This window comes from Corynebacterium sp. (assembly GCF_030532195.1).
GTDB lineage: Bacteria > Actinomycetota > Actinomycetes > Mycobacteriales > Mycobacteriaceae > Corynebacterium.
Genome location: NZ_JAUNLP010000003.1, coordinates 1 through 23167, shown reverse-complemented (window position 1 = coordinate 23167; position 23167 = coordinate 1). Strand labels below are relative to the sequence as shown.

The 23167-nt window shown below is 60.3% G+C and carries 22 protein-coding genes; 11 read left to right on the top strand and 11 right to left on the bottom strand.

The genetic code is table 11. The features are described 5' to 3' along the window. Positions 1-23 precede the first annotated feature (23 nt). Genes cysD through Q4E11_RS04515 form a run of 3 tightly spaced genes read left to right on the top strand, consistent with a single transcriptional unit; the run spans position 24 to position 3023 of the window. The gene (gene cysD, locus Q4E11_RS04525; protein ID WP_303164012.1) at positions 24-950 is read left to right on the top strand and encodes a sulfate adenylyltransferase subunit CysD; all 927 of its coding nucleotides are present in this window, start codon (positions 24-26) and stop codon (positions 948-950) included. Then, positions 950-2245 (top strand): sulfate adenylyltransferase subunit 1, encoded by a 1296-nt coding sequence (locus Q4E11_RS04520; protein WP_303164011.1) that lies wholly within the window; start codon positions 950-952, stop codon positions 2243-2245. Before cysD ends, Q4E11_RS04520 begins: the two co-directional genes overlap by 1 nt. 10 nt (positions 2246-2255) lie before the next feature. Beyond that, positions 2256-3023: a sirohydrochlorin chelatase gene (locus Q4E11_RS04515; RefSeq protein WP_303164010.1), complete on the top strand. Its 768-nt coding sequence runs from the start codon at positions 2256-2258 to the stop codon at positions 3021-3023. 18 nt (positions 3024-3041) lie between these two features. Here the strand turns inward: Q4E11_RS04515 and Q4E11_RS04510 are convergent, their stop codons facing one another. Continuing rightward, entirely contained in the window at positions 3042-4430 is a 1389-nt protein-coding gene (locus Q4E11_RS04510; protein ID WP_303164009.1) for an FAD-dependent oxidoreductase, read from the bottom strand. A 650-nt stretch (positions 4431-5080) separates the two neighbouring features. Here Q4E11_RS04510 and pta point away from each other — a divergent pair. After that, positions 5081-6607, top strand: a complete 1527-nt coding sequence (gene pta / locus Q4E11_RS04505; RefSeq protein WP_303164008.1) for a phosphate acetyltransferase — start codon at positions 5081-5083, stop codon at positions 6605-6607. 5 nt (positions 6608-6612) lie between these two features. Then, entirely contained in the window at positions 6613-7809 is a 1197-nt protein-coding gene (locus Q4E11_RS04500) for an acetate kinase (protein WP_303164007.1), read from the top strand. A gap of 15 nt (positions 7810-7824) precedes the next feature. Here the strand turns inward: Q4E11_RS04500 and Q4E11_RS04495 are convergent, their stop codons facing one another. The 5 genes from Q4E11_RS04495 to Q4E11_RS04475 all read right to left on the bottom strand — a co-directional run bounded on the left by Q4E11_RS04495 (position 7825) and on the right by Q4E11_RS04475 (position 14280). Then, complete coding sequence (locus tag Q4E11_RS04495) at positions 7825-8085, bottom strand: hypothetical protein (RefSeq protein ID WP_303164006.1); 261 nt, start codon at positions 8083-8085, stop codon at positions 7825-7827. Between the two features lie 80 nt (positions 8086-8165). Next, complete coding sequence (locus Q4E11_RS04490; protein ID WP_303164005.1) at positions 8166-9017, bottom strand: L,D-transpeptidase; 852 nt, start codon at positions 9015-9017, stop codon at positions 8166-8168. Positions 9018-9101: 84 nt separating this feature from the next. After that, positions 9102-11543: a serine/threonine protein kinase gene (locus Q4E11_RS04485; protein ID WP_303164003.1), complete on the bottom strand. Its 2442-nt coding sequence runs from the start codon at positions 11541-11543 to the stop codon at positions 9102-9104. Then, positions 11540-12613: a transporter substrate-binding domain-containing protein gene (locus Q4E11_RS04480; RefSeq protein ID WP_303164002.1), complete on the bottom strand. Its 1074-nt coding sequence runs from the start codon at positions 12611-12613 to the stop codon at positions 11540-11542. The genes Q4E11_RS04485 and Q4E11_RS04480 overlap by 4 nt, the downstream gene beginning before the upstream one ends. Then, the gene (locus Q4E11_RS04475; protein ID WP_303164001.1) at positions 12610-14280 is read right to left on the bottom strand and encodes a hypothetical protein; all 1671 of its coding nucleotides are present in this window, start codon (positions 14278-14280) and stop codon (positions 12610-12612) included. The genes Q4E11_RS04480 and Q4E11_RS04475 overlap by 4 nt, the downstream gene beginning before the upstream one ends. Positions 14281-14416: 136 nt before the next feature. Between Q4E11_RS04475 and Q4E11_RS04470 the strand changes: the two genes are divergently transcribed. Further along, positions 14417-14923, top strand: a complete 507-nt coding sequence (locus tag Q4E11_RS04470; RefSeq protein WP_303164000.1) for an NUDIX domain-containing protein — start codon at positions 14417-14419, stop codon at positions 14921-14923. A 31-nt stretch (positions 14924-14954) separates the two neighbouring features. Here the strand turns inward: Q4E11_RS04470 and Q4E11_RS04465 are convergent, their stop codons facing one another. From Q4E11_RS04465 to Q4E11_RS04455, 3 genes are all read right to left on the bottom strand, one after another. Beyond that, on the bottom strand, positions 14955-15272 hold the full coding sequence (locus Q4E11_RS04465) for a hypothetical protein (protein WP_303163999.1): 318 nt from the start codon (positions 15270-15272) through the stop codon (positions 14955-14957). 75 nt (positions 15273-15347) lie between these two features. Further along, a complete protein-coding gene (locus Q4E11_RS04460; RefSeq protein ID WP_303163998.1) occupies positions 15348-15911 on the bottom strand; it encodes a MarR family winged helix-turn-helix transcriptional regulator in 564 nt (187 codons plus the stop codon). A gap of 206 nt (positions 15912-16117) precedes the next feature. Continuing rightward, complete coding sequence (locus tag Q4E11_RS04455) at positions 16118-16915, bottom strand: exodeoxyribonuclease III (protein WP_303163997.1); 798 nt, start codon at positions 16913-16915, stop codon at positions 16118-16120. A 97-nt stretch (positions 16916-17012) separates the two neighbouring features. On the opposite strand from Q4E11_RS04455, the gene Q4E11_RS04450 reads away from it, so the two are divergent. Next, complete coding sequence (locus Q4E11_RS04450) at positions 17013-17744, top strand: RDD family protein (RefSeq protein ID WP_303163996.1); 732 nt, start codon at positions 17013-17015, stop codon at positions 17742-17744. A 15-nt stretch (positions 17745-17759) separates the two neighbouring features. Here the strand turns inward: Q4E11_RS04450 and Q4E11_RS04445 are convergent, their stop codons facing one another. Together Q4E11_RS04445 and Q4E11_RS04440 are read right to left on the bottom strand one after the other, a co-directional pair. Beyond that, positions 17760-18866, bottom strand: a complete 1107-nt coding sequence (locus Q4E11_RS04445) for a GNAT family N-acetyltransferase (RefSeq protein WP_303163995.1) — start codon at positions 18864-18866, stop codon at positions 17760-17762. A 4-nt stretch (positions 18867-18870) separates the two neighbouring features. Next, entirely contained in the window at positions 18871-19452 is a 582-nt protein-coding gene (locus Q4E11_RS04440) for a peptide deformylase (RefSeq protein ID WP_303163994.1), read from the bottom strand. Between the two features lie 196 nt (positions 19453-19648). Here Q4E11_RS04440 and Q4E11_RS04435 point away from each other — a divergent pair, with 196 nt between their 5' ends. The 4 genes from Q4E11_RS04435 to Q4E11_RS04420 all read left to right on the top strand — a co-directional run bounded on the left by Q4E11_RS04435 (position 19649) and on the right by Q4E11_RS04420 (position 23047). Further along, the gene (locus Q4E11_RS04435) at positions 19649-19993 is read left to right on the top strand and encodes a DUF3263 domain-containing protein (RefSeq protein WP_303163993.1); all 345 of its coding nucleotides are present in this window, start codon (positions 19649-19651) and stop codon (positions 19991-19993) included. A 51-nt stretch (positions 19994-20044) separates the two neighbouring features. Continuing rightward, positions 20045-21040, top strand: coding sequence for a LytR C-terminal domain-containing protein (locus tag Q4E11_RS04430; RefSeq protein WP_303163992.1), 996 nt, complete (start codon positions 20045-20047; stop codon positions 21038-21040). 210 nt (positions 21041-21250) lie between these two features. Then, entirely contained in the window at positions 21251-21805 is a 555-nt protein-coding gene (locus tag Q4E11_RS04425; RefSeq protein WP_303163991.1) for a hypothetical protein, read from the top strand. A gap of 18 nt (positions 21806-21823) precedes the next feature. Continuing rightward, positions 21824-23047 (top strand): glutamate--cysteine ligase, encoded by a 1224-nt coding sequence (locus tag Q4E11_RS04420; RefSeq protein WP_303163990.1) that lies wholly within the window; start codon positions 21824-21826, stop codon positions 23045-23047. Positions 23048-23167: the final 120 nt, after the last annotated feature.

The window sequence follows — 23167 nt, the reverse complement described above, 5'->3', positions numbered from 1 at the left end:
CCTATTACGCAGAAAGAAATTTCATGACTAGCCCAACAACCGTGACCGTTAAAAACCGACTTGATCCGCGGCTGGCCGAGCTGGAGGCCGAAGCCATTGACATTATTCGCCAGACCGCCGGCCAGTTCGACCACCCGGCACTGCTCTTTTCCGGTGGTAAGGATTCCGTCGTAGTTCTGGAGCTGGCCAGGCGCGCATTCGCCCCGGCCGGCCTTCCACTGGAGCTGCTGCACGTCGATACCGGCCACAACTTCCCGGAAGTTATCGCCTTCCGCGACAAGGTCGCAGCTGAGCCGGGCATTAACCTGCATGTCGCCAAGGTGCAGGACTGGATTGACAGCGGTGTGCTCACCGAGCGCGCCGACGGCACCCGCAACCCGCTGCAGACCGTGCCGCTGGTGGAGACCATCGCCAACCGCGGCTACGACGCCGTCCTCGGCGGTGCTCGCCGCGATGAGGAAAAGGCCCGCGCCAAGGAGCGCGTCTTCTCCGTCCGTGACTCCTTCGGCGGCTGGGATCCGCGCCGTCAGCGCCCAGAGCTGTGGGGCCTCTACAACGGTCGCCACGCAGCCGGCGAAAATGTCCGCGTCTTCCCAATCTCCAACTGGACGGAGGCCGACGTCTGGGCCTATATCGACGCCCGCGGCATCGAGCTGCCGCCGATTTACTTCGCGCACCAACGGGAAGTGTTCAACAGAGGTGGCATGTGGTTGGCGCCGGGCGAGTGGGGAGGACCGCGCGAGAATGAAACCCTCGAGGTTCGCAGCGTTCGCTACCGCACCGTCGGCGACATGAGCTGCACCGGCGCTGTCGAATCGACCGCCACCACCATTGCGGAGGTTATGGAGGAACTTCGCACATCCAAGCTCACCGAGCGCGGCGCTACCCGCGCAGATGACAAACTGTCCGAATCCTCCATGGAGGACCGCAAGAAGGAAGGGTACTTCTGATGAGCCAGCCCACATCCACTCTGATCACCGCTGACCGCGCGACCCGTGCCCGCCGCACTCTCCGCCTGTGCACCGCTGGTTCCGTCGATGACGGCAAGTCCACCTTTGTCGGTCGCCTGCTGCACGACACCAAGAACATCCTGGCCGATCAGTACGAGGCCGTCGTCGCCTCCTCCCAGGCCCGCGGTCAGGAAAGCCCGGACCTGTCGCTGCTGGTCGACGGACTGCGCGCCGAGCGCGAGCAGGGCATCACCATCGATGTCGCCTACCGCTACTTCGCCACGGATGTCCGCTCCTTCATCCTCGCCGACTGCCCAGGTCACGAGCAGTACACGCGCAACACCGTCACGGGTATGTCCACCGCTGAGGCCGTCGTTGTGCTTATCGACGCGCGCAACGGCGTCGTGACGCAGACCAAGCGTCACGCAACGGTGGCCTCCCTACTTGGCGTGCGCCACGTGATTTTTGCAGTCAACAAGATTGACCTGCTGGATTACAGCGAAGAGGCCTTCCGAGCCATCGAAAACGATGTCCAGGCACTGGCCAGCCGCCTGGGGCTGCAGAATACCTTTGTGGTGCCGGTATCCGCGCTGGTCGGCGACAACATCGTGGAAGCCTCCGACAACACTGCCTGGTACGAGGGCCCGACTGTCCTGCAGCTTTTGGAAAACCTGGACATCGGTGCGGATATCGCCGCCGATGCTGAAGCTGACCTGCGACTTCCCATTGACTACGTCATCCGCGATCACGCCACGGAGTACCGTGGTTACGCGGGCCGTATTGCCACTGGTCGCGTGCGCGTCGGTGACGAGGTATCGGTTGACGGCAGCCGCACGGCGACCGTCACCCGCATTACCGTCGCCGCGGACGATGTCGATGAGGCAGTGGCCGGTCAGTCCGTGGCCATTAGCCTGGATGCGGAATTCGACCTGGCGCGCGGTGACCTTATCAGTGGCACGCGCCCGGAGGATACGCGTCGCTTCTCCGCTGTGGCGGTGCACCTGGCCGACAAGCCACTGGCCGTCGGTCGTGTGGTCGAGGTTCGCTACGGTGCTGCTCTGATTCGCGGGCGTATCGCCTCTGTCGATGCCCTGATTGACATCGAAACCGGTGAACCCACCGGTGTTGCTGATCAGCTAGCCGTCAACGATGTCGCGGAGGTGACCATCGAGGTCGCACAGCCGCTGCCTGTTGATCCGTACCGAGTCGGCGGTCGCGTCGGTGCCTTCTTGCTCATCGAGCCCGGCACCGGCGACACCCTGACTGCGGGCCTGGTCCGCGGAGCCACTCAGTAGGACCGTGCACATGACCGCACTAATTCTGCTCGCGCACGGGTCTCGTCACCCAGGCACCAAGCCCGTCCTCCAGGCGTTGGTGGACCAGGTGCGAAGCTCACTGCCCACCGCTGGTTTGCACGCGCCATCGCAGGTGCGTCTGGCGTGGCTGGACCTCGACGAGCCCTCGCTGGATCAAGTGTGCTCCGACCTCGCCGCCGCTGGAGAGCCCCGCGCGGTGGCTGTGCCGCTGCTGTTTACCGGGGCCTATCACAGTCGCATTGATGTGCCCGACCAGGTTCGAGCTTGCAATCGTCATGGCATCGACATCACAGTGGCCGGAGGTTTAGGGCTTGGCGACGGCACCAAGCGCGCCGTCGTCAAGCGAATCATTGGCGCCGCTGAGGATGCGGCCTTCGCCGGGACGTTTGATGCCCTGGTGATGGCGGTGGGGTCCTCGGATGTTGCGGCCAACGCGGCCGTGCACTCTTTTGCCGCGAGCTTGGACGGCATGTTGCCGGGGCATGTGAGTGCGGCCTTTGTGGTCGGTCCGGAGGAGGTCAAGGGGGCTGCAGCCGTGGCTGCGGCGCATCAGCAGGCGCGGCAGCGCGGCCGTGGACTCGTGGTTGTGCCGCTGTTTACCGCGCCGGGCCTGCTGTGGGATCGCGTGACTGACGCGGGTTCCGCTGCCGAGCAGGTCGCCTATGGCGAGCCGCTCAGCGATTTGTTGGCGCCAATTGTGTGCTGTCGCTGGGACTCCCGTGCGGCGTACGCGAGTGTGCCGGCAGCAGTGGCTTAAACCAGCTATCGGAGCCGATTATTCCCCCTTGGAGTGGGTGACCATGTCCTCCCACTCGACATACTTCTTGCGCTCGCGGTCCTCGGCTTCGCCGGCGGCGCGTTCGGCGGCGTCCAGCTTGTGCCAGCTATCCCAGTTCAGGTAGTCAATGCCCTTTTCCTCCAGCAGCTCGTTGACTGCGGTGAGTTCTGGCTTGGAAGGATTGAACTTCTTGCCCTCGGCTGCGTCGGCGAGCAGGTTGGCCACAGCCTCGTTAGCATCGCCCTTGGTGTTACCAATCAGGCCGACAGGGCCACGGCGAACCCAGCCGGTGGTGTAGAGACCCGTGATGGCCTCGGCATTTTCATCCTCGGTGTACTCGGAATCAATGACGCGACCGCCAACGTTGGAAATGACATTCTTAATGCCATCAAACGGGATGCCCGGCAGAGCGTCGGAACGGTAACCGACGGCGGAGTAGACCGCGCCGACCTTCCAGTCGGTGGTCTCACCGGTCGGGCGCATGCCGCCAGCACCGTCGTATTCCATCCGCTGCGTGCGCAGGCCGGCGACATGCTGCTGGCCGTCCGCGCCCTCCTCGCTCAGAATCTCCACCGGCGACTCAAAGAAGTGGATGTAGAGCTTGTGTGGGGCGTTCTTCGGCTCGCGAATGGCGTAGTTTTCCAAGATGGTGCACACCTGGTCGGTAATCTTGGACTCGCGGCGCAAGGTCTCCGAGGCGGAATCGTAGTCAATATCGCGCGGGTCGACCACGACCTCCACATTTGGCGAGTAGTCCAGCTCCTTCAGCTCCAACGGCGTGAACTTCGCCTGTGCTGGTCCGCGGCGTCCGAAGACGTGAACTTCCTTGGCCTTGTTATTCTTCAGCACCTCGTAGACATTGTCTGGAATCTCGGTGACATGCAGCTCCTCGCCGGTCTTGGCCAGGATGCGGGAGACATCCAGCGCCACGTTACCGACGCCAATGACAGCTACGGACTCAGCGGAGAGGTCCCACTCGCGCTCGAAGAGTGGATTGCCGTCGTAGAAGCCCACGAATTCGCCAGCGCCGTAGTGCTCCGGCAGGTCCGCACCAGGAGTCGGCAGCGCGCGGTCACCGACGGCACCGGTGGCGAAGATGACGGCGTCGTAAAGCTCCTTGAGTTCCTCCAGCGTGATGTCCTTACCGAATTCCACGTTGGAAAACAGGCGGAGCTGCGGCTTTTCCATGACGCGGTGCAGCGCCAGGATGATGCCCTTGATGCGCGGGTGATCCGGGGCGACACCGTAGCGAATCAGGCCGAACGGCGCCGGCATCTTTTCAAAGAGATCGACTTCCACGTCGGTGCTGGATTTCATCAGCGCATCCGAGGCGTAGACACCGGCGGGGCCGGAACCAATGACGGCAACGCGCAGCGGGCGATTCATATAAGTTCGTCCTTCTTTCTCTAGTGCTTTACGACGTCCACGAGACCGCGGCAAGAGTCACTGCCTGCGGTGACCTCGTGTGGGGCTGTGGAATAGAAAAGGAAAAGTAACTGAAGAAAAGTTGTAGTTGGGCTAGCGATTTCCAAGGCTAGCTGTATTGGGCCCTATTGAATAAGGCATTTAATAAGGCATCACATCTTTTATTCGACAATCCCATGGTAACGCCCTTAATCGTAGCGAGAACTTACAAAAAATCGAGAGGCGGGCGTCACATCCGCGGTATCGCCTTGCTTCGAGATGAACGCAGTGAACTGTGACCTTTATCACTATCGCTGTTGGTTTGGCTTTGTTTAGTTTGAAAATGGGGTGGAAATGGACAATTTGTGTCGGAAATATTGGTTTTGCACCGGAATGAGAGTGGCTACCAGGGGTAACCAGGACGAGAAAAAATGCCGACGAGATGTAAGGTGACTCACAATAAGAGCAAAATAATGATTTAAGACTCAAATAGTTAAGGCTCCAGCTTTACGAACCAAGCCGGTCTTTACAGTCGAAACAGTAGAAACAGTTGAACCCGGTGCAAGCGGCCTGGTGCAATTGAACATCGAACTGCAATTGAACATCGAACACAGTGCGAGAAAGGAACGTCGGTGAGCGAGACGAACACCAATGCGTCCACTAAGAACTCCGCAGTCCTGATTACTTCAGTAGACCGTGCGGATAACCTGCAGGATGTCATTACGGCCATGTCAGAGGCACTCGGTGGCGCTCGCTGCCTTCACACCGTCGGCGGCCCGCAGGGTGCCACTGTGGACCAGGTCGTTCAAGATCCGGAATCTGCGCTCGACACCATCGTCGCTGCTGTGGAAGCTGACCGCGCACGAAATGATGGCGCTGCCATTCTGACCGGCTCTGGCAACCTCGATTTCGACTTCCGTATCTCCACCGTTGCCGGTGCGGGTGTCATCGTGGTTGCCGCTGGTAAGGGCTGCCACGAAGAAGCCGCAAAGGCGCGTATCCGGCTGGCACTCAGCAGTGCCAAGCAGCGTCACAGCGAAGTTCTCGGCGTTGTCGTCACTGGTGAGGAAGCCTCGGATGCTGCCAAGTCGTTGCAGCTGGACGTTCCCGTTATCGCAATCGATGATGTCGAAGGCCTGCGCGAGACTCTCGGCCGCGACGTGCCCACCATTATGACCCCGCAGCGTTTCCAGTGGTGGCTGCTGCAGCGCGCGAAGGCGGACAAGCGCCACATTGTCCTGCCGGAGGGCAACGATGACCGCATTCTGGAAGCCGCTGACTACCTCCTGCGTGAAGACATCTGTGAGCTCACCATTCTCGGTGACCCGGATGCCATGAAATCCCGTGCCGCTGAGCTGGGATACGACATCGATGCTGCTCATCTGTGGAACCCGGAGACATCCGAGTACGTCGAGCAGTTCGCCGAGCAGTTCGCCGAAATGCGCAAGGCCAAGGGCGTCACCCTTGAGCAGGCGCGCGAGACAATGAAGGACATCTCGTACTTTGCCACGATGATGATTCACAACGGGCTTGTCGACGGCATGGTGTCCGGTGCAGCCCACACGACTGCCCACACCATTCGTCCCGCACTGCAGATCATCAAGACCAAGCCGTCGGCCTCGACAGTGTCCTCCCTGTTCCTGATGGTGATGGACAACTCGCTGTGGGGCTTTGCCGATTGTGCGGTACTGCCGAAGCCAACCCCAGCACAGCTGGGTGAGATTGCTGTGGTCTCTGCGGAGACTGCCGCTTCCTTCGGCATTGATCCACGCGTTGCGTTGCTGAGCTACTCCACCGGTGCTTCGGGCACTGGCGAGGATGTGGACCGAGTGAAGGAAGGCCTGGCCAAGGCTCGTGAGCTTGCGCCGGAGCTGGCCGTCGATGGCCCATTGCAGTTCGATGCCGCTATCGACCCGTCGGTTGCCGCCAAGAAGATGCCGGAATCCAAGGTCGCCGGTCAGGCAACGGTCTTTGTCTTCCCGGATTTGGATGCCGGCAACATCGGTTACAAGATTGCGCAGCGCTGCGGCGGCGCGCTGGCTATCGGCCCGATTCTGCAGGGCTTGAACAAGCCGGTCAATGACCTTTCCCGCGGCGCTACGGTGCCGGATATCATCAACACGGTTGCAATCACCGCTATTCAGGCTGGAGGAAACTAATCGCTATGTCCCGTCACGTTCTCGTAGTGAACTCCGGTTCTTCTTCCATTAAGTTCCAGCTGGTTGACCCCGATAAAGATACCTCTCAGCCCCCGTATGTCTCCGGCCTGGTCGAGCGCATCGGCGAAGACGAGGGCACTATTAGCCTCAAGTTCGCCGGCCAGAAGATTGAGGTCACCGAACCAATCGCCGACCATGCAAGCGGCCTGGACCTCGCATTCAGCCTCATGGATGAGCACGGCGTCGGGCCGGCATCCGTTGACATTGCCGCTGTTGGCCACCGCGTCGTCCATGGCGGTCGCCTGTTTTCCGGTCCGGAGCTGATTACCGACGAAATCGTCGATATGATTCGCGACCTCATTCCGCTGGCGCCGCTGCACAACCCAGCCAACATTGTCGGTATCGAAGAGGCGCGTACGCTGCTTCCCGACGTGCCGCATGTGGCCGTGTTCGACACCGGGTTCTTCCACACCATGCCGCCGGCTGCAGCGCTGTACCCACTCAACGCTGAGGTCGCCTCGAAGTTCGATATTCGCCGATACGGCTTCCATGGCACCTCGCATGAGTTCGTGTCCAAGCAGGTGCCAAATCTGCTGGGTAAGCCGGCCGAGGAAATCAACCAGATTACGCTGCACCTGGGCAACGGTGCATCCTGTGCAGCCATCCGCGGCGGTCAAGCGGTCGATACCTCTATGGGACTGACCCCGCTGGCAGGTTTGATGATGGGTACTCGTACCGGTGACATTGACCCAGGCATCATCTTCCACCTTTACCGCAACGGTTTGAGCATCGATGAAATCGATGACCTCTGTAACCGCAAGTCGGGGCTCAAGGGCGTTTCCGGTGTCAATGACTTCCGTGTTCTGCAGGAGCGCATGGACAACCACGATCCGGATGCCTGGGCTGCCTACCAGATGTACGTCCACCAGCTGCGTCGCTACATCGGCTCGTACATGTTGATTCTGGGCCGCCTGGATGCCATCACCTTCACCGCCGGCGTGGGCGAGAACCACGTTGGTATTCGCCGTGACTCCATGGCTGAGCTGGAGAACTTCGGCATCAAGATCGACGATGAGCGCAATTCGCAGCCAAATGATGGTCCACGAATGATTTCGGCAGACGACTCAAAGGTCAAGGTCTTCGTTGTTCCTACTAATGAGGAACTCGCAATTGCCCGCTACGCCATGAGCTTTGCCAGTTAGCGCAATAAAACTGCGTTAGCGCTTGCCCCCGGCATCCTTGGTCGACTCAGCTGAGTCAGCCGATTCAGCTGAGTCATCGAGGCCGACGACTTCAAAGAAGTCATTGAGTCGCTCGTGTCGCTCTTTGGCGGTCATCTCATCCAGTTTCTCCACAACATTACGAGGCGACCTGCGTTTTACCTGGTGAGCCTGTTCGGATGCGTCTGGTTGGTTGGCGGAAAAGAGGCTCCGGACCTTCTTCCGCCAGCCACTGTTTTTCGTTGCGTCTGTGTTCACAGAACTGTCGCCTTTCGACAAATAACAATAAAAAATGGCACCCGTGCCTCGCTGGGTGCCATTTTAGTCGGTGCTCGCAATTACCAGATGTAAACGCCGTCACCAATCTGCAGAGTATCGAAGTACTTCACTGCATCGTTGTGGTTTAAGTGAATGCAGCCGTGAGACTTCTGGGTAACAGAGCCCTCGTGGAAAGCCTCACCGTCATTGGTGAAGTACACCGAGAACGGCATCGGACCGTTATACGGACGGGACCACTCATCGCGGACCTTACGGGTCACGCTGAGGTAGCCGCGGGTGGTCTCATAGCCCGGCATGCCGGATGCCATCGGAACCGGACCGTAGGTGATGCGACCGTTTTCCTGCAGCCAAGTGGTCTGCTTGCCCAGGTCAACGCAGGCGCGTGCGCTTGGCGGGCACGGGTTGGATGGTTCCTGGCGCGGCTTCTGCTCTGGCTTCGGTGCAGGTGCCGGTGCAGGTGCCGGTGCCGGTGCCGGAGCTGGCTGCAGACCAGGCGACTTAAGACCATCAAAAATCGTGTTGATGATGCGGGTTGCTTCAGCCTTCTGGGCAGCCGGCAGCGGCAGCTTGTCAATCATGCCGAGCAGCTGGCTGCGAGTGTTGTCCACAATCGCGAGGTTTTCCTCAGCGAGCTTGAAGTTCTCGTTAATCAGGCTGACTACCGAATCCGGCAGCTGCGCGGAGGCATCCTCCAATGCCTTGGACAGCTGCGGAGCCAAATCAGCGGTATTCAGCGCCGGCATATCCGGCAGCGAGAAGTGCTGAGCCCTATTGCTGAGTTGGTTGAGATCTGGCAGGCTCGGCAGTGCGGTAGCCGTGCCCGCACCGATTCCAAGGGCCGTGGTCAGAGCAAATGCACCAGCGAAGATACGCTTTGCGCTGCGGTGAGAAGAGTTAACTGAGGCAGACATAGACGACATCTTAATCCACATAGGCGAATTTTCTGAGTAACCACCATATCCGGGGTGCCCGAAATTAGCGGAAATCAGCGGAATTTAGCGCCAGGTACGTGGGCGAATGAGATTGGCAATGTCGACCAGGTTGTAGCGGTGACGCGGAAATTGTGAGGAACGAGCCAGCATCCGCAGATCCTTTTCCAAGCCTTCTCGCAGGCCAGCGACGGTGAAAGGCACATCGAATAGCATGTTCGAGCTGGCGGAGTGATCCAGACCAGAACTGCGCAGCCAGTTCAGTGCGGCCGCCATCACGGCAACGCGCAGCTGCGGCATGCGAGGTTCGTTAGTTGGAAGTTCCACCAAGCGACGAGCTGCACGCCGGATCCTCGATTCGGTCAACGTCGACGGATTTCCGGAAGTGAGCATGAGAATCGTCGTCAAGCGTGCCATACGCTGGTGACGGGAGTTACCCGGAACACGGTCGAGCTGGGCAATTGCCATTTCATGCTGTTGCTCGGAGGTCAGCTGGCGGGCAAGGCCGAAGGCGGATGAGACCGTCGTCGGGTTGGCAGCCCAGACCACGGCGTATAAACGCAGGGTATTAAAGCGAATCGTCTGCGGAGACGGAGCATCGCTGACCCAGGTGGCTGAGAAAATCTCCGGGGTGTCGGCGGCGACGGTATCTAGCGCACTGCTCAAGTTCGCAGCCGCACGCGCGACGGTCGGCTCCAGCAGCGACGTGTGGGCGATGCCCAGTCGCTGCTGAATCAGCTCGAGGGTCGCTGCGAGCGCCAGCTTCGGCGCGGGCTCACCGGGCAGCATGGTAAGCACGTGGTGGAATGAGCTCAAGGCATCGTGGAACTGGTCCAACAGCAGGAAGGTAATACCCTCGTACCAGCGGTAACGCCAGTCCCGACGCAGTCGGTCGGGGGCTTCGCTCAAGCTTGTGTGGGCCTCGTCAATCAGACCAAGATCCAATTGCGCGCGCACAATGCCCAGCGGAATTTCCACCGAGGAGCCGTACTCCGGCTCGGCCAGCGCATTGGTCAGGGTCTCAATCAGCTCATTGGGCTCAGTAAACGACGAAGCACTCAGGATGCGTGCACCCGGGTCTGTCGGGTTAATCAGTGGTACGGGCAGCGCAAAGGTCACTTCTTGGGGCGTGATTTCTACGCCGCGGGTGATTCCGTCGACAAGCTGATCGGTGCGGAACACCAGGTGCTTGGTGCCGTATGTGGAACGCTGCGGTGAGAAATTCGACACCGTATGCGGGAACTGCACGCCGTCGCGCACGGCGAGAATCTCGCGGAGCACGCCGATGAGCTGCACGCTCATCTCCTCGGCGGAGGCGAACCGCGCCTCTGGGTTTTCGTGGCAGGCGCGCAGCAGGAAGCGGTAGAGCGAATAGTAGCGGCGGAACAGCGGTTCCTGTGCGGGGCTCGGCAGACCGGGGTCGTAGACGCCATCGGTCGACGGCAGCTTCAAAATCAGCGAAGCCAGCGTGCGGCCCACGGTGTAGATATCGCTGGCGATGGTTGGACCGGTCGTGGCGATCTCGGGCGCTTGAAAGCCGGGCGTGCCGTAGATACGGCCGTAGGCGCCGATGCCGGTGACCGCGCCGACGTCGATAAGCGTGACGTGATCTTCCGTCAATAGCACGTTGTCGGGCTTTAAGTCGTTGTAGACCACGCCGCGCGAATGTAGGTAGTCCAGTGCCGGTAGCAGCTCGAGAATATAGCCAATTGCCAGGTCACAGGGCATGACACCATCGGGGTAGCTGCGACGTTGCTTACGCAGCGACGGGCCGCCGACGTACTCCATGACAATAAAACCGGTAGCGCTGTTGGACTCCGGCTCATCGATGAAGTTGATGATCTTCACAATCCCTGGGTGCGAAATCTCCGCGAGGAACTCGCGCTCGGCCTGCACGACAGCGAAGTCCTTGTCATTCTTCGCCGCCATCATGCCCTTGAGCACCACCCAGCGATCGGAGACGTTGTGGTCAATGGCCAGGTAAATCCAGCCGAGACCGCCGTGCGCAATCGGGCCGACAATCTGATACTGATCAGCCACGATATCGCCGGGCTTCAGACTCGGCGCCGGTTTATTCGTCGCGCGAATCTTCTCCTCGCTCATCACCGCATCGCGCGGGTCATTCTGCGTGATATACGGCAGATTGACCATGCCGTCGGCGACTGTGCGTCCGCGGTGCGCGTTCGTGCGCTTACGGCGAAACGCCTCCAGTGCTTTGCGGTGCGACGCCATCGACGGGTCATTGTCCTGCGTCGGCGTCGCGTGCGATGCGCTTGACGACGAACCCAAGGTGCCCGCGCCCCCGGAGCCAGCCAGCAGGGCGGAGATGTCAATCTCCTCTTCGTCGTCATCATCGGCAAATGGGTCGAAGGCGACAGCCGCTGTTCCCGTCTCCTGATCGTCCTCATCATCAGCGAAGGGATCGAAGGCGACAGCTTGGGTGGCGGCAGCTTCTGCCGTGTCGTAATCCTCGTGCGGGTCCAGTTCGCGCTTGTCGTTGTCGCTCATCGATTGTTCACCTCGCCGTCCGGTGTTGGGGGAGTACCTGCTGGGGGAGTACCTAAGATGTCTTCGTCACGGCCGTACTGTGGCGCTGGCTGCGTGCCACCGGGCAGGAAGGGGCCAAACCAGGTGTCGTAGAGCGACTGCCAAGTGCCATCTGTGGAGATACGCTGCATCGTCTCATTGATCTGGCGCACCAGCCCAGGGTTCTTCTTCGAGACGCCTGCGGCATAGCTCTCCTGTGACAGGCCACGTTGGACAATTGCGGTTGCCGGATCCTGATCATTGATGCCGGCCAGAACCGTGTCATCGCCGATGACAATTTCGGCTTGATTATTTTGCAGAGCCACCAGGCAGTCCGACCAGCTGCCCACCAGCAGCAGAGTGCTGTCCGGTGAGGTGCGGCGAATGAAGTCCTCTGTCGTCGATCCGCGGGCAACACAGATGCGACCGTCTTTAACGTCCTCCGGAGTGGCATCGCCGCCGGGAGATGAGACCAAGACACCGGCCCTGGCCTCTAGGTACGGAGCGGAGAACAATACCCGTTCGCGTCGGTTATTGGTCACCGTCATGGTGCGCAGTACGACATCGACAGTGCCGTTTTCAATGAAGTCCGAGCGCTCCGTGCTGTCGACATAGCGAAACTCCACGGCATTGGGGTCGCCGAAAATGTCCTGCGCAATTTCCTGAGCTAGCGACACCTCAAAACCGGCGAGCTCACCGGTGGTGAAATCGCGGAAGCTCAAAAGATTCAGAGACTGATCGACGCCGACGATGAGGCGACCGCGCTTGAAAATCTCCGGAATACGTTCTTGTGGCGTCTTGTTATCCGGTTCCAGCGTGGTCATATCCGCAGGCCCCTCCGCGGCTGGCGGAGTTATCGACGAGGCCTTGTCGTAATACGTGCCCGGTGGCAGTGGAAAGTCACCTGTGGCCTCATCGATGGTGCGCGAGTAGGGGTCGTCGGCAAGCGAATCGGTGGCGCAGGCACCCAGCGTAAGCCCGGAGATGACCAGCGCGCCGAGCACAGCCATGCGACGCCAGCGACGGTGGCGCGGGGCGAAAGCGGCGATCATAGGTACTCCAAGAGCCGGTGACGGAAACCAAAGACTACCAGCACCGCTGCGATGATTGTCAGTGTGACGGTGACGAGGGACAGCGCTGCAGTAGCGCGGCGGGACTCGTCGAGGTTTTCGCGGGCGGTCTGACGGGAGTTTGCAATCGAGGACTGCAGCGACTCATCCAAATCGTTGAAGGCAGAAGCGGCGGAGCTACTGCTCTGGGTATCGGTGGCCACGCGGACAGCGCCGGCGTAGTCGCCGTTTTGCAGGTGCGCCATCATCTGGTCATGGCCGGACTGCCAGCCGTAGACCGCGTGGATAGCCGCGTCGATGTCACTGTTTGGGGAGTACTGGTTGACGGACTTCAGTTCGTCGACAAGCGATCCGACAGACTGTGAGAACGACTCCGCGTCCGCGGGCTGACGGCGCACCAAACCGAGCGTTTCGCTGGCGCGCAGTTTCTGCGCGTTAATGCGGATTTCCGTCAGAGAATGCACCTCGGGGCGCTGATCGCGGAACAGTGAGCCGGACTGCCACGGCTGCGTCGTGGCGATGCCGACGCCGACGAGCGCAATGGCCATTAGCAGTGTTGCACCGAATAGGCCGACGTTAAACAGTCGGCCTGTGCGTCTGGTCAACCACCACTGCGCCAACAGCAGCATGGCAATTGCCGCCGCAAGTCCGGACATGGGTACCCAGGGTGGCCGCATGAGTGTGCGCTGCTCAGTATTTGTCCTGGTACTGGTCAATTCATACAGCGACTGTGCTGCGGGCAGGATTTGCACCTGCATCAAATTCGACGCAGAGGCGAGGTAGGCAATACTGACGGGGTTACCCTGCCTGGCATTGGCGCGTGCCGTCTCCACGATGCCCGTGTAGACGGGCAGCAGGCGCTGAATGGTGGCGATGTCCTTCATTGCCGGGTCATCGACGTTGTTGATGCCGGTGGCGGCGCGAGTCGCTGACATGGATGCCTGCGCGATGACATCGTCGAAGTTATCGCCCAAGTCCTGGTTACTGTCCAGCGTGCCGCGGGAAAAGGCGGTGTTTGCAGACGCATCGGCAATGGTCAGTGCCGCGTAGAGGTTCTGCGAGGCATTGGTCATCGGTTCACTGAGCAGCGCGATACGAGTCAGCTGTTCCTGGCGCTGCGAAGTCGTCTGCCACATGGACAGGCCGGCTGCCAAGATTGCGATGATGAGTACCAGCGCGACCGTCGTCAAGCGCCCTGGCGACGTCAATAGAAACGACACTGACCGACGCACATACGTTGCGGACGGCCCGAGTTTGTTGTTGATGCGCTCACCCAGAAAGCGCGTGATGCGGTCGTGCCGAGTGCCGATTTCCAGTGCGTCAAAGCGCAGGTCGGTATCGCGGGGCGGCGTTTGCGCCGAGGGATCAGCGTGCGCGACATCGGTGCGGGAGACCTCCGCAGGAGTCGCCGCGGATGATGGTGCGGTGGAGGTCGGCGTGGACTCTCGCGTCGTCTTCGGTGCAGACGCGGTTTTGGGGGAGGCCTCGTCGGCCTGAGTCTTCTCCAGCGTCGTATCCAGGCTCTCGCCGCCTGGGGTGGTACGGCCACTGAAACGCGCGCGACGCGGGCGCTTTCCCCTGGGGTGTAGCAGTGAGCGGTTCTTTTCGGGAACGCGGGACTGAGGCGCACTTGAAGTGGATTCACTCATGTGCACGTGTCCTTCCGACGTGACCGATGGGCGCTGCGACAAATGTCCCCGCACAATGCGAAGTTAGTTCGTTAGAAATCTTAGTCGGTAGTGCTTGTGACGGAAAACACAGCACTATCTGACGTAGGGTGGAAGCATGCTTCACGATGGAAATGGATGGTCCGCAGGCCCCAACGGTACGCGCTGCTGGGGACGCTTTGGAGCTGCGGGGCTGCTGATTGCGAGCCCGCAGCGAACTGTGCTTATGCAGCACCGCGCTGACTGGACGTCATTCCCCCTAACCTGGGGTGTTCCTGGTGGGGCTTGTGATTCACATGAGACGCCTGAGGCTACTGCGTTGCGTGAGACGGAAGAGGAAACCGGACTCCTCGAGCATCAACTTCGCATCCTCGATACCCAAGTGACCACTGGCCCCTACCCGGCCGACCCAGCTCGCCCGGAGCTCGCCGGCGGCTGGAAGTATCACACGGTCTACGCGCTTGCGGCCAACGAGCTGGAAACGTTCCCGAACGAGGAGTCGTTGGCGCTGCGTTGGGTTCCGCTTGACGACGTCGCGGGCCTCGACCTACTGCCACCTTTCGCGCAATCGTGGCCAGCTGTGCGTGCGCACTTGGAAAAGTTGCTGGATAGTGTCGAGCGCTAGTGTTTCGCCAGTGCGCTAGCGCCTGATTGTTTTACTTGGAGTCAGCGATTGCAGCAGCGCCAGCCGATAGGGCGGTAACTGCGAGCACGGACGGCCACGCGCCAATCTTCTTTGCCAGCGGGTGCGATAGGCCGAATGCACCCAGGTAAGTGGCGATCAGCCCGGCTGTGCCTGCAGCGCCGACCTTTGCGTTCCAGGTGCGCGCAGCGTACGCGCCAGCGGCAGCCAAGATGACACCACCGAGTGGGCGAATGCCGGTCTCACGAGCAGTGAGCCAACCGCCAATGAGGCCAGTGGCCACCAGCGGTGCAGTCTTTACGTCTTTTGCTTTCTTCAAAGTGACAGCCATACCGCACATCGTACCTGCGCATTCCGCGCGGCAGGTGCTGGTTAGTGCAAAGCGCGTGCTGGATACGGTGAATTCTTAGAACAGTTCCTGGCGGCGCTGGTGCTCTTCAACAAAGGTCTCGGAGTGCTCGGCCAACTTCAGTAGTGATGGCAGAGCCTTAATAAGCGCACGGACATCCTTGTTCGACATCGTGCGCACAATCTCGTAGACCAGGGCGCCCCAGTGGTCAATGAGCTGCTCAAGCAAGCCCTCGCCATCTGTAGAGACATAGAGGTTCTGCGCACGGCGGTCCTTGGCGTTGTTCTCACGCTTAATCAGGCCATTGTCCAAAAGGCGACGCACGGTCGCGGAGACATTCGACGGACGCAGGAAGCGCAGCCGTGCAATATCCGAGACACCGCAGCCTGGGTGGGTGGAAATAAAGTGCAGTACTTCCATTTCTGACTGGGAAATATCCATCCGCGCATTTGGACGTTCGCCGAGGCGACGGGTGGAAGCTAGGAAGTCATAAAGTCCAATGGAAATCCTCTGCACGCTGTCGCGCAGCGATTCATCGAACTCCGGGGAATCTTCGATGCCTGACAGACCAGTCGTCGATTCTGAGTTGCAGTCGCGCTGGGGAGAGCGTGAAGAAGTCATAGTCTTCCTTCCCGGTGAAAAAGGTTGTTCTGATTTAACAGCTTATATCGCTCAAACAACTTTCTGTGGTGAAAATTTGTATATTGAACAAAAAGTTAATTTTGTGAGGAATGTGCAGGAGTTTCGTCGTCTACTCCGCCCCTAGTACTAGGGGCTTGAGGGGGATAAACGGGGTAGAGGCGACGAGATACAGCTACATGCCTTCGCTAAATGTCATAGTCCACAATGACTGGCGCATGGTCCGAGGCGCCCTTGCCCTGACGCTCCTCGATATCGATGAAACCACCTGTTGCCGTTGCCGCAAGAGCAGGAGACGCAAGCTGGAAATCGATGCGCATGCCTTCATCCTTGAAAAAGCGCCCACCCTTGTAGTCCCAATAGGTCCACTGGTTAGGTGTGAACTGTCGGGTAACTTCCTGCATTCCCGCCTGCTCGAGCGCATAGAAGGCCGCGCGTTCAGGTGGTGTGACATGCGTCTTTCCCTCAAAGGCGGCCATGGACCAGACATCGCCATCGGTCGGGGCGATGTTGAAGTCACCGCCCATCATGAAGGTGGCATCCGGATCGTCGTCAAGCGTGGCGTAGATGTGCTGACGGAGCTGTTCCAAAAACTCCAATTTGTACTCGAAGTGAGGGTCGGTGATGTCGCGCCCATTTGGGATGTAGAGACTGTGGACGCGCACTCCGCCGCAGGTAGCGGCGATGTGACGTGCCTCAACTGTTGGAGCGGCCTCGTCATCTTTGGAAAAACCGGGCTGACCGGGGAAACCAGCTTGGACATCAGCAAGGCCCACCCGCGAGATAATCGCCACACCATTCCACTGGTTAAAGCCATGGTGAGCTACTTGGTAGCCAATTTCCTCAAAGGCGGCGGTGGGGAATTGGTCGTCCTTGCATTTAGTTTCCTGGACTGCCAGGACATCAATGTCATTCCGACGCAGCGCCTCTACCATGCGCTCGAGACGCGTGCGGGCCGAATTGACGTTCCAGACACAGATTCGCATACCGCCAATTGTAAGAGGGGAACGAAATCGGGGGGTTGATGCGTTGAATAAGTAGTGAGTAGGAAGAAGAGGGATAGCGATTAAGGAGCTTTTCGACGTGGCACGGTGGGAAGGTCAGCGCCATGGCGGTGGCCAGCGCCGCACGCGCGGCTTGGAACAGAACTATGATGCCTTCGGTGCAGCTATGCCCGACGGCATGCCAGTCGGTGCACGCGGCTACCAGTACCTGCCGGACGTGCCTTTTGATGCTGACGAGGTTGTAGCTTACGGTGCCAGCGCGCCGGCATTCGGAAGTTTAAGTTCCAACCCAAAGGTCTCTCCGCTTACCGCGCGGATGGCCGTTGAGTTGGGGTATGACCCGGATTTGGCCAATGCCTCGGTGCCGCGTCGCGGGGGAGCGCTCCTGGTGGATTCTGTTATCTACATGGCGATGCTCGCCGTCCTGACGGTGCTCGGTGCGTACTTCGCCGACTCCGACGGTGCTGCCATGGTCATGCTGACCAGCCTGTTTATCGGCCCCGGTGGTTTCTACCTCTACCGCGTCGCCGGCGATGCCCTCTTTGAGGGCTCCCCGGGCAAGCACGCCATGGGCATGAGTCTGAAGGGCAAGCACGGTCTGCCCATTTCCGCGCGTGACGGTTTTGTGCGCAATGCCTGGATTTTACCGTCGATGATTCCGTTTGCCGGTTGGATCGTCTCAGTTGGGTTGGCCGGCTGGATTGCCATGGGGGCGAGCCGTGACCCACTGGGCCGCGGCGGACATGAAAAATCCGTGGGCACCCGTGTGGTGGAAAAGCCGGATCGAAATGAACTGCCACGCGGCAAGTAGTCGCACAGATCGGCTCTAGCCGGTCAACTCCGCGTAACGGTGTCGGTGGTGCTCGGTGAAACCGAGCGTGCGGTATAGCGCGATACCCGCCTCATTTGTGCCCAGGACCTGCAGATACGCGGAATCGGCACCATTTTGAGCACCCCAGTGCATCATGTGAATGCCCAGCAGCGTGCCAAGGCCCTTGCGTCGCATGTCCGCAGCCACTTCTACGGCTGAAAAACCCAGCCACACGCGGCCGTCGTCGGACTCCGTCAGGGTGCCACGGGTAATCGCCACGGTGCGCTTGCCCGATGGCTCGCTCTCATCCGGCAGGTACAGGCGACCAAAGCACATGCGACCATCAATTTCTTCGCGCAGCAGCTGAAGTGCATGCTCCGGGAGTGTTTCGCCGCGGAAGTGGTAGAGCTCCAGCCAGTCATCGTCAGGCTGATCGGCAATATCGACCTGCACGTTTGCCACTTCCGGCGCCAGCGCCATATCGGTGGGCGGCAGGTCTGAATCCAGCGGCCGCGTCATCACCACGATATCCGGGCCAACCGTCCACTCCGGGCCTGCGACCAGCGCCGCGGCAGGTTTGGCAATCCGGTCCGGCACCGCAATGCGCACCGGCAGATTGTGCGAGGCGTAGAAGGACTTGATTTGCTCGAGCGGCACTGGCTGGGTTCCCGCGTTGGGAGCAATCGGCAGCGCCGAGTTGGATCGCTCCGTGATGCCATCGCCAGCGCGCAGCAGCCAACCGGACTCCATGATGTGCGCAATGCCGGGGAAGGCCTTTGCAGTTGCGGTCTCCACGGCTCGAATATCCGAATTGCGCACCGGATGATCCGGCAGGGCTTTGACAATCAGCACCTTTTTATCGCTGAAGTCCACCGCCGGCACCGAGTCGTCGGCACGCACGCCCGCGCGCACCTGCGGACGTACGACAAACGGATTCATGCTGATCACATGGCCAATGACGTCAGTCGTCTTCTTGCCGCTGGCCTGTGCTTCGGCGGCGCTGAGGGCGCGGCGCACGATGACGCGCCGCCCGACGCTCACTTCACCTACACCCCAGCGCGAAATCGGCAGGTCAGGGGCGGGGTTATCGCTTGACGACGACTCCGGTTGCTCGTTTGCCACAGTATTAATCCTCGTGGCCGAAGGGATCCGGATCCACGCCCGGCATCCAGGTCAGCCCTGCCTCGGTCCAACCGTTGCGCTTAATTTCTTTCTTGGCCATGCGCTTCCAGCGACCAATCAGGCAGTCGGTGTAGAGAAAACCGTCCAGGTGACCGACCTCGTGCTGCATGCAGCGGGCGAGGAAACCGGTGGCTTCAATGCGGACCTGTTCGCCATTTTCATCCAGACCGGTGACCACTGCGGACTCGGCGCGGCCGGTGGGGAAGGACAGGCCGGGCACGGAGAGGCAGCCTTCGTCGTCGGAGCCGTCGTCGTTAGGCATGGTCTTCGGGATTTCGCTGGTGGTCAGCACAGGGTTGATGACGCAGCCACGGTGCCAGGCGCCATCGTCGTCCGGGCAGTTGTAGACGAACAGGCGCTTGGCAACGCCCACCTGGTTGGCGGCGAGCCCCACACCATGGGCGCGGTCCATGGTTTCATACATGTCATCGAGGAGTTCGCGCAGCTCAGAGACATCTTCGGTCACTGGCTGAGTAGGGTTGTGGAGAACTGGGTCTCCGGCAATCACAATGGGGCGGATAGTCATGTGGGCGATTCTACTCGGCTGCAGTATCTACTTTGCGCCGGTCCCGTGCGCGGTCCTGTTTGGCGCGACTAGGAGTTCACCGCGCCAGCGACTTACTATGGACGCTCCAGCCGGGGCATCATCCACAGCGGCAGCGACAAACCGCAAAGTAAGCCACAAAGTTAGCGATGAAAATAGACGGGGACGAGTGAGAGCCGTGACCAACAGCGACGTAGAACCTGAGTCCGAAGCGGTTTCTTCGGTTTCTTCCGAATCGGTTTCCGAGGGCGAATTGGCGGGCGATACCGCTGGGGTTGAGCCTGCATTAGCTCGAAAAATGCTGAATTTTGAAAAAGAATGGCTGAAAGTTGCGCGTCGTGGGCCACGGCTTGCGGGTGCTCGGCAGGAGGCTATTCGACGTCGCTTCGCCGACGAGTTCGGTAACAGTACTATCCGGTACCACCAGGTGCTTTCCCGGCTTTTGGACTCTCCGGCGGCAGAGGAGGCTGAGCCGATTTTGGTTCATCGACTGCGCGCCGTCCGGGATAATAGGAACGCTTAAGGTTCAAGTGTCACTTCACGGTTGCGCCGGGGAACATATAGGATGTGGTTTGTGTCTGACCAACTGAACCCTCAGAATTCGCCGCGTCCTGGACGTCATCGTCTCGACGACGACTTCGACGACATCGATGAGGCTAGCCAGTACCGCGACTACTCCGGTGATTACCCCGGTGCCGCCTCCGGTGCTGCCGCTGGCTACTCCGCGTCGACTGACGATGCCACACGCGCTGAGCAGGACCTCCGCGATGACGCAGCCGCCGCGGAGCCCCGCAACTGGCGTCGAGGTGCTGCAGCAGGCGCTGCCGCTACCGCTGCCAATTCCGAGTCAGCGCCAGCCGCTGCAGGCCAGCCCGCGGAACCCAATGACATCGATGACTTCGATAACGACAACAACGATGTCGGCGACGGCGCCGGCGACGGCCGCTACATGCGCATCCTCGCCATCGTCCTGCTAATCGTCGGTGTCTGTTTGGTCGCGTACGGTATCTACGCGCTGACTACGCGTGACGACGACCCCGACAACGCGGCCAAGGACGCGACATCGGCATCCGCACCTGCGGAACCGGGCAAGGCAGACGATGCTGCCGGTGGCGATGACGCTGCCAAGGCCGGTTCTCCAGAGACCAAGCCCGCCGACGGCGAAGACGGTGAAGTTCCACCGCCTCCACCGTCGAATGAGCCGGGCAAGCCGGTTGCTCCTGCACCTCAGCCAGGTCAGGCCGACGAGGACAATGCTGCCCCGGAGATTAATCGCAAGGCCGTAAAGGTCAGCGTTTTGAATAACTCCCAGGTCGTTGGCCTCGCCGATGATCTGTCCAAGCAGATCACCGGCCAGGGCTGGGCTGCCGGCGAGACCGGCAACGCCCCTGAGGAGAAGATGGGCGTATGGGAGAAGACCACCGTTTACTTCGACCCGAACAACGCCAAGGAAAAGGCCGCTGCGGAGCAGATTGCCCACGACAACGGTTGGGTTACCGCCCCGCGTGATGACAAGCTGCACGACGCTCCGGCAGGAGTTGTCATCGTCGCTACTGACCCTGCTCAGTAGGAGACATTTCAGTAGCAAAACCCCGCGTAGATTGCCCTAAACCAAGGGTCGCGCGGGGTTTGTCGTCTAACAACCCATCCGCGCCCTGGCTCACCTCGGCAATTCTCGCACGCCCGGCGATGCATCTAAGATGTCTCGTTGTACTCAGTGCGAAAAAGTCACCGTGTACTTTGACAGGCAGAAGATGAGATCTGTGAGGTTTAGTTCTACATGTTGGGTGTAAAACGTCGCACTGCCAGTGTCGCTGTGGTGGGGTGTGCCGCAGTTCTGTTGGCGTCCTGCACGGGAGTTGACGCGAGCAGCGATAAGGGCAAGGACGGGCAAGCGTCGGAAAGCGCGGCTCCGGTGAGCGTAGACCCAGCTGCCCCAAAGCTGACTGAGCGAGTCGGCGCCTTCAACTTCATTCGCACCAAAGATGACGGCACGATGTCGATGCTTGCGACTGTGCACGTCAAAAGCGCAAAGGGCTGGATGGGGCTGTCGGATGAAAAGGGACAGTTCACCATGCTGGAAAAAGGCAAGTACAAAGTGCAGGCGCGTGGCGCATCCGGTTGCAGTGGTGTCGGAGCGCCCGCTGCTGAAGGCCTGGGTGTTATCGGTGAGGTGCATGTCGACGGAAACCGCAACGCCGATGTGTGGAGTGTGCCATCGAAGGTGGATGACAGCAGCTTCACCACCGTGGCGCTGGTCGATTCCAATGGTGACCTTGCTTCCTGCGCAAAATCCATCAATTGGACGGAGCCCACTGAGGAAAACGATTCCTAGTGTGAAAAAATAACGTTTATGACTGAGCAATTTGCCGGATCGGCGCAGCCATCTCTGGGCGTGGAATGGGAAGTGGCATTTGTCGACCGACGAACTCGCGACACCGCTCCTGTGGCCGCCGAGGTGCTCGACATCATCGACGCGGAGCATCCGGGCCATGGGCTCCAGCGTGAATTTCTCGCCAATACGGTGGAATTAGTCACCGGCGTCCATAGCACCGTGCCGCAGGCCGTCGCTGAGCTGCAAAGTCAGCTGGACATGGTGCTCGATGCCGCTGACCGCGTCGGCGTGGACGTGTGGTCATCGGGTTCGCACCCATTTGCCCGCGGTACCGCGCAGCAGGTCAGTGCAAAGGGCCACTACTCCGAGATCATCAACCGCACGCAGTGGTGGGGCAACCAGATGATCATTTGGGGCGTTCACGTCCACGTGGGCATCAAGGATGCCGACCGCGTCTGGCCCATCATCCAAGCACTGGCCACCAAGCTGCCGCATATGCTCGCCCTGTCGGCCTCCTCGCCCGCCTGGAACGGCGAGGACATGGGGTATGCCTCCAACCGCAGCTTGCTCTACCAACAGCTGCCCACCGCCGGGCAGCCGCCGGCAATCTACAACTGGGCCGACTGGGAGTCCTACATGTATGACCAGTCTCGCTCCGGCGTTATCAACCACACCGGCTCCATGCACTTGGATATCCGCCCGGCATCCAAGTACGGCACCATCGAGGTCCGCGTCGCCGACGCCACCTCCAACCTGCGCGAACTCGGCGCAATCGTGGCGCTTACGCACTGCCTGACTGTCTACTACGACCGCCTGTGGGAGGCCGGTGAGCAGCTGCCGTCACTGCAGCCGTGGCACATCGCCGAAAACAAATGGCGCGCCGCCCGCTACGGAATGGATGCGCTGGTCATTGTCAATCGTGACACCGACGAACGGTGGGTACGCGATGAACTCCGCGATCTTGTGGTTAAGCTCGCACCGCTTGCCGACGAACTGGGCTGCCGCGCCGAGTTGGAATTCATCAACACCATTGTGGATGTCGGGGCATCCTATGAGCGCCAGCGCACTGTGGCGCAGGCGGCCGGGGCGCTGCCGTCGATGGCCACCGAAGACGATGTGCGGGCAAATGAAAAGCGGCTGCACCACACTCCGTGGCGAGCCGCCGTTGATCTTACTGTTCAGGAACTGCGCGCCGGGCATCCGATTGCGCCTGCAGATTTCCACGAACAGGTAAACGACTAGCCGTCGTTTGGCGGGCGCACGTCGTGCCTGCAAGAAAGTGACTAGGTTTATGGCACTTTCGGCGTGGTAGGGTCAGGCGGTCATTGCATCATGGATAACACCAGAGATTACCTCCCGGGG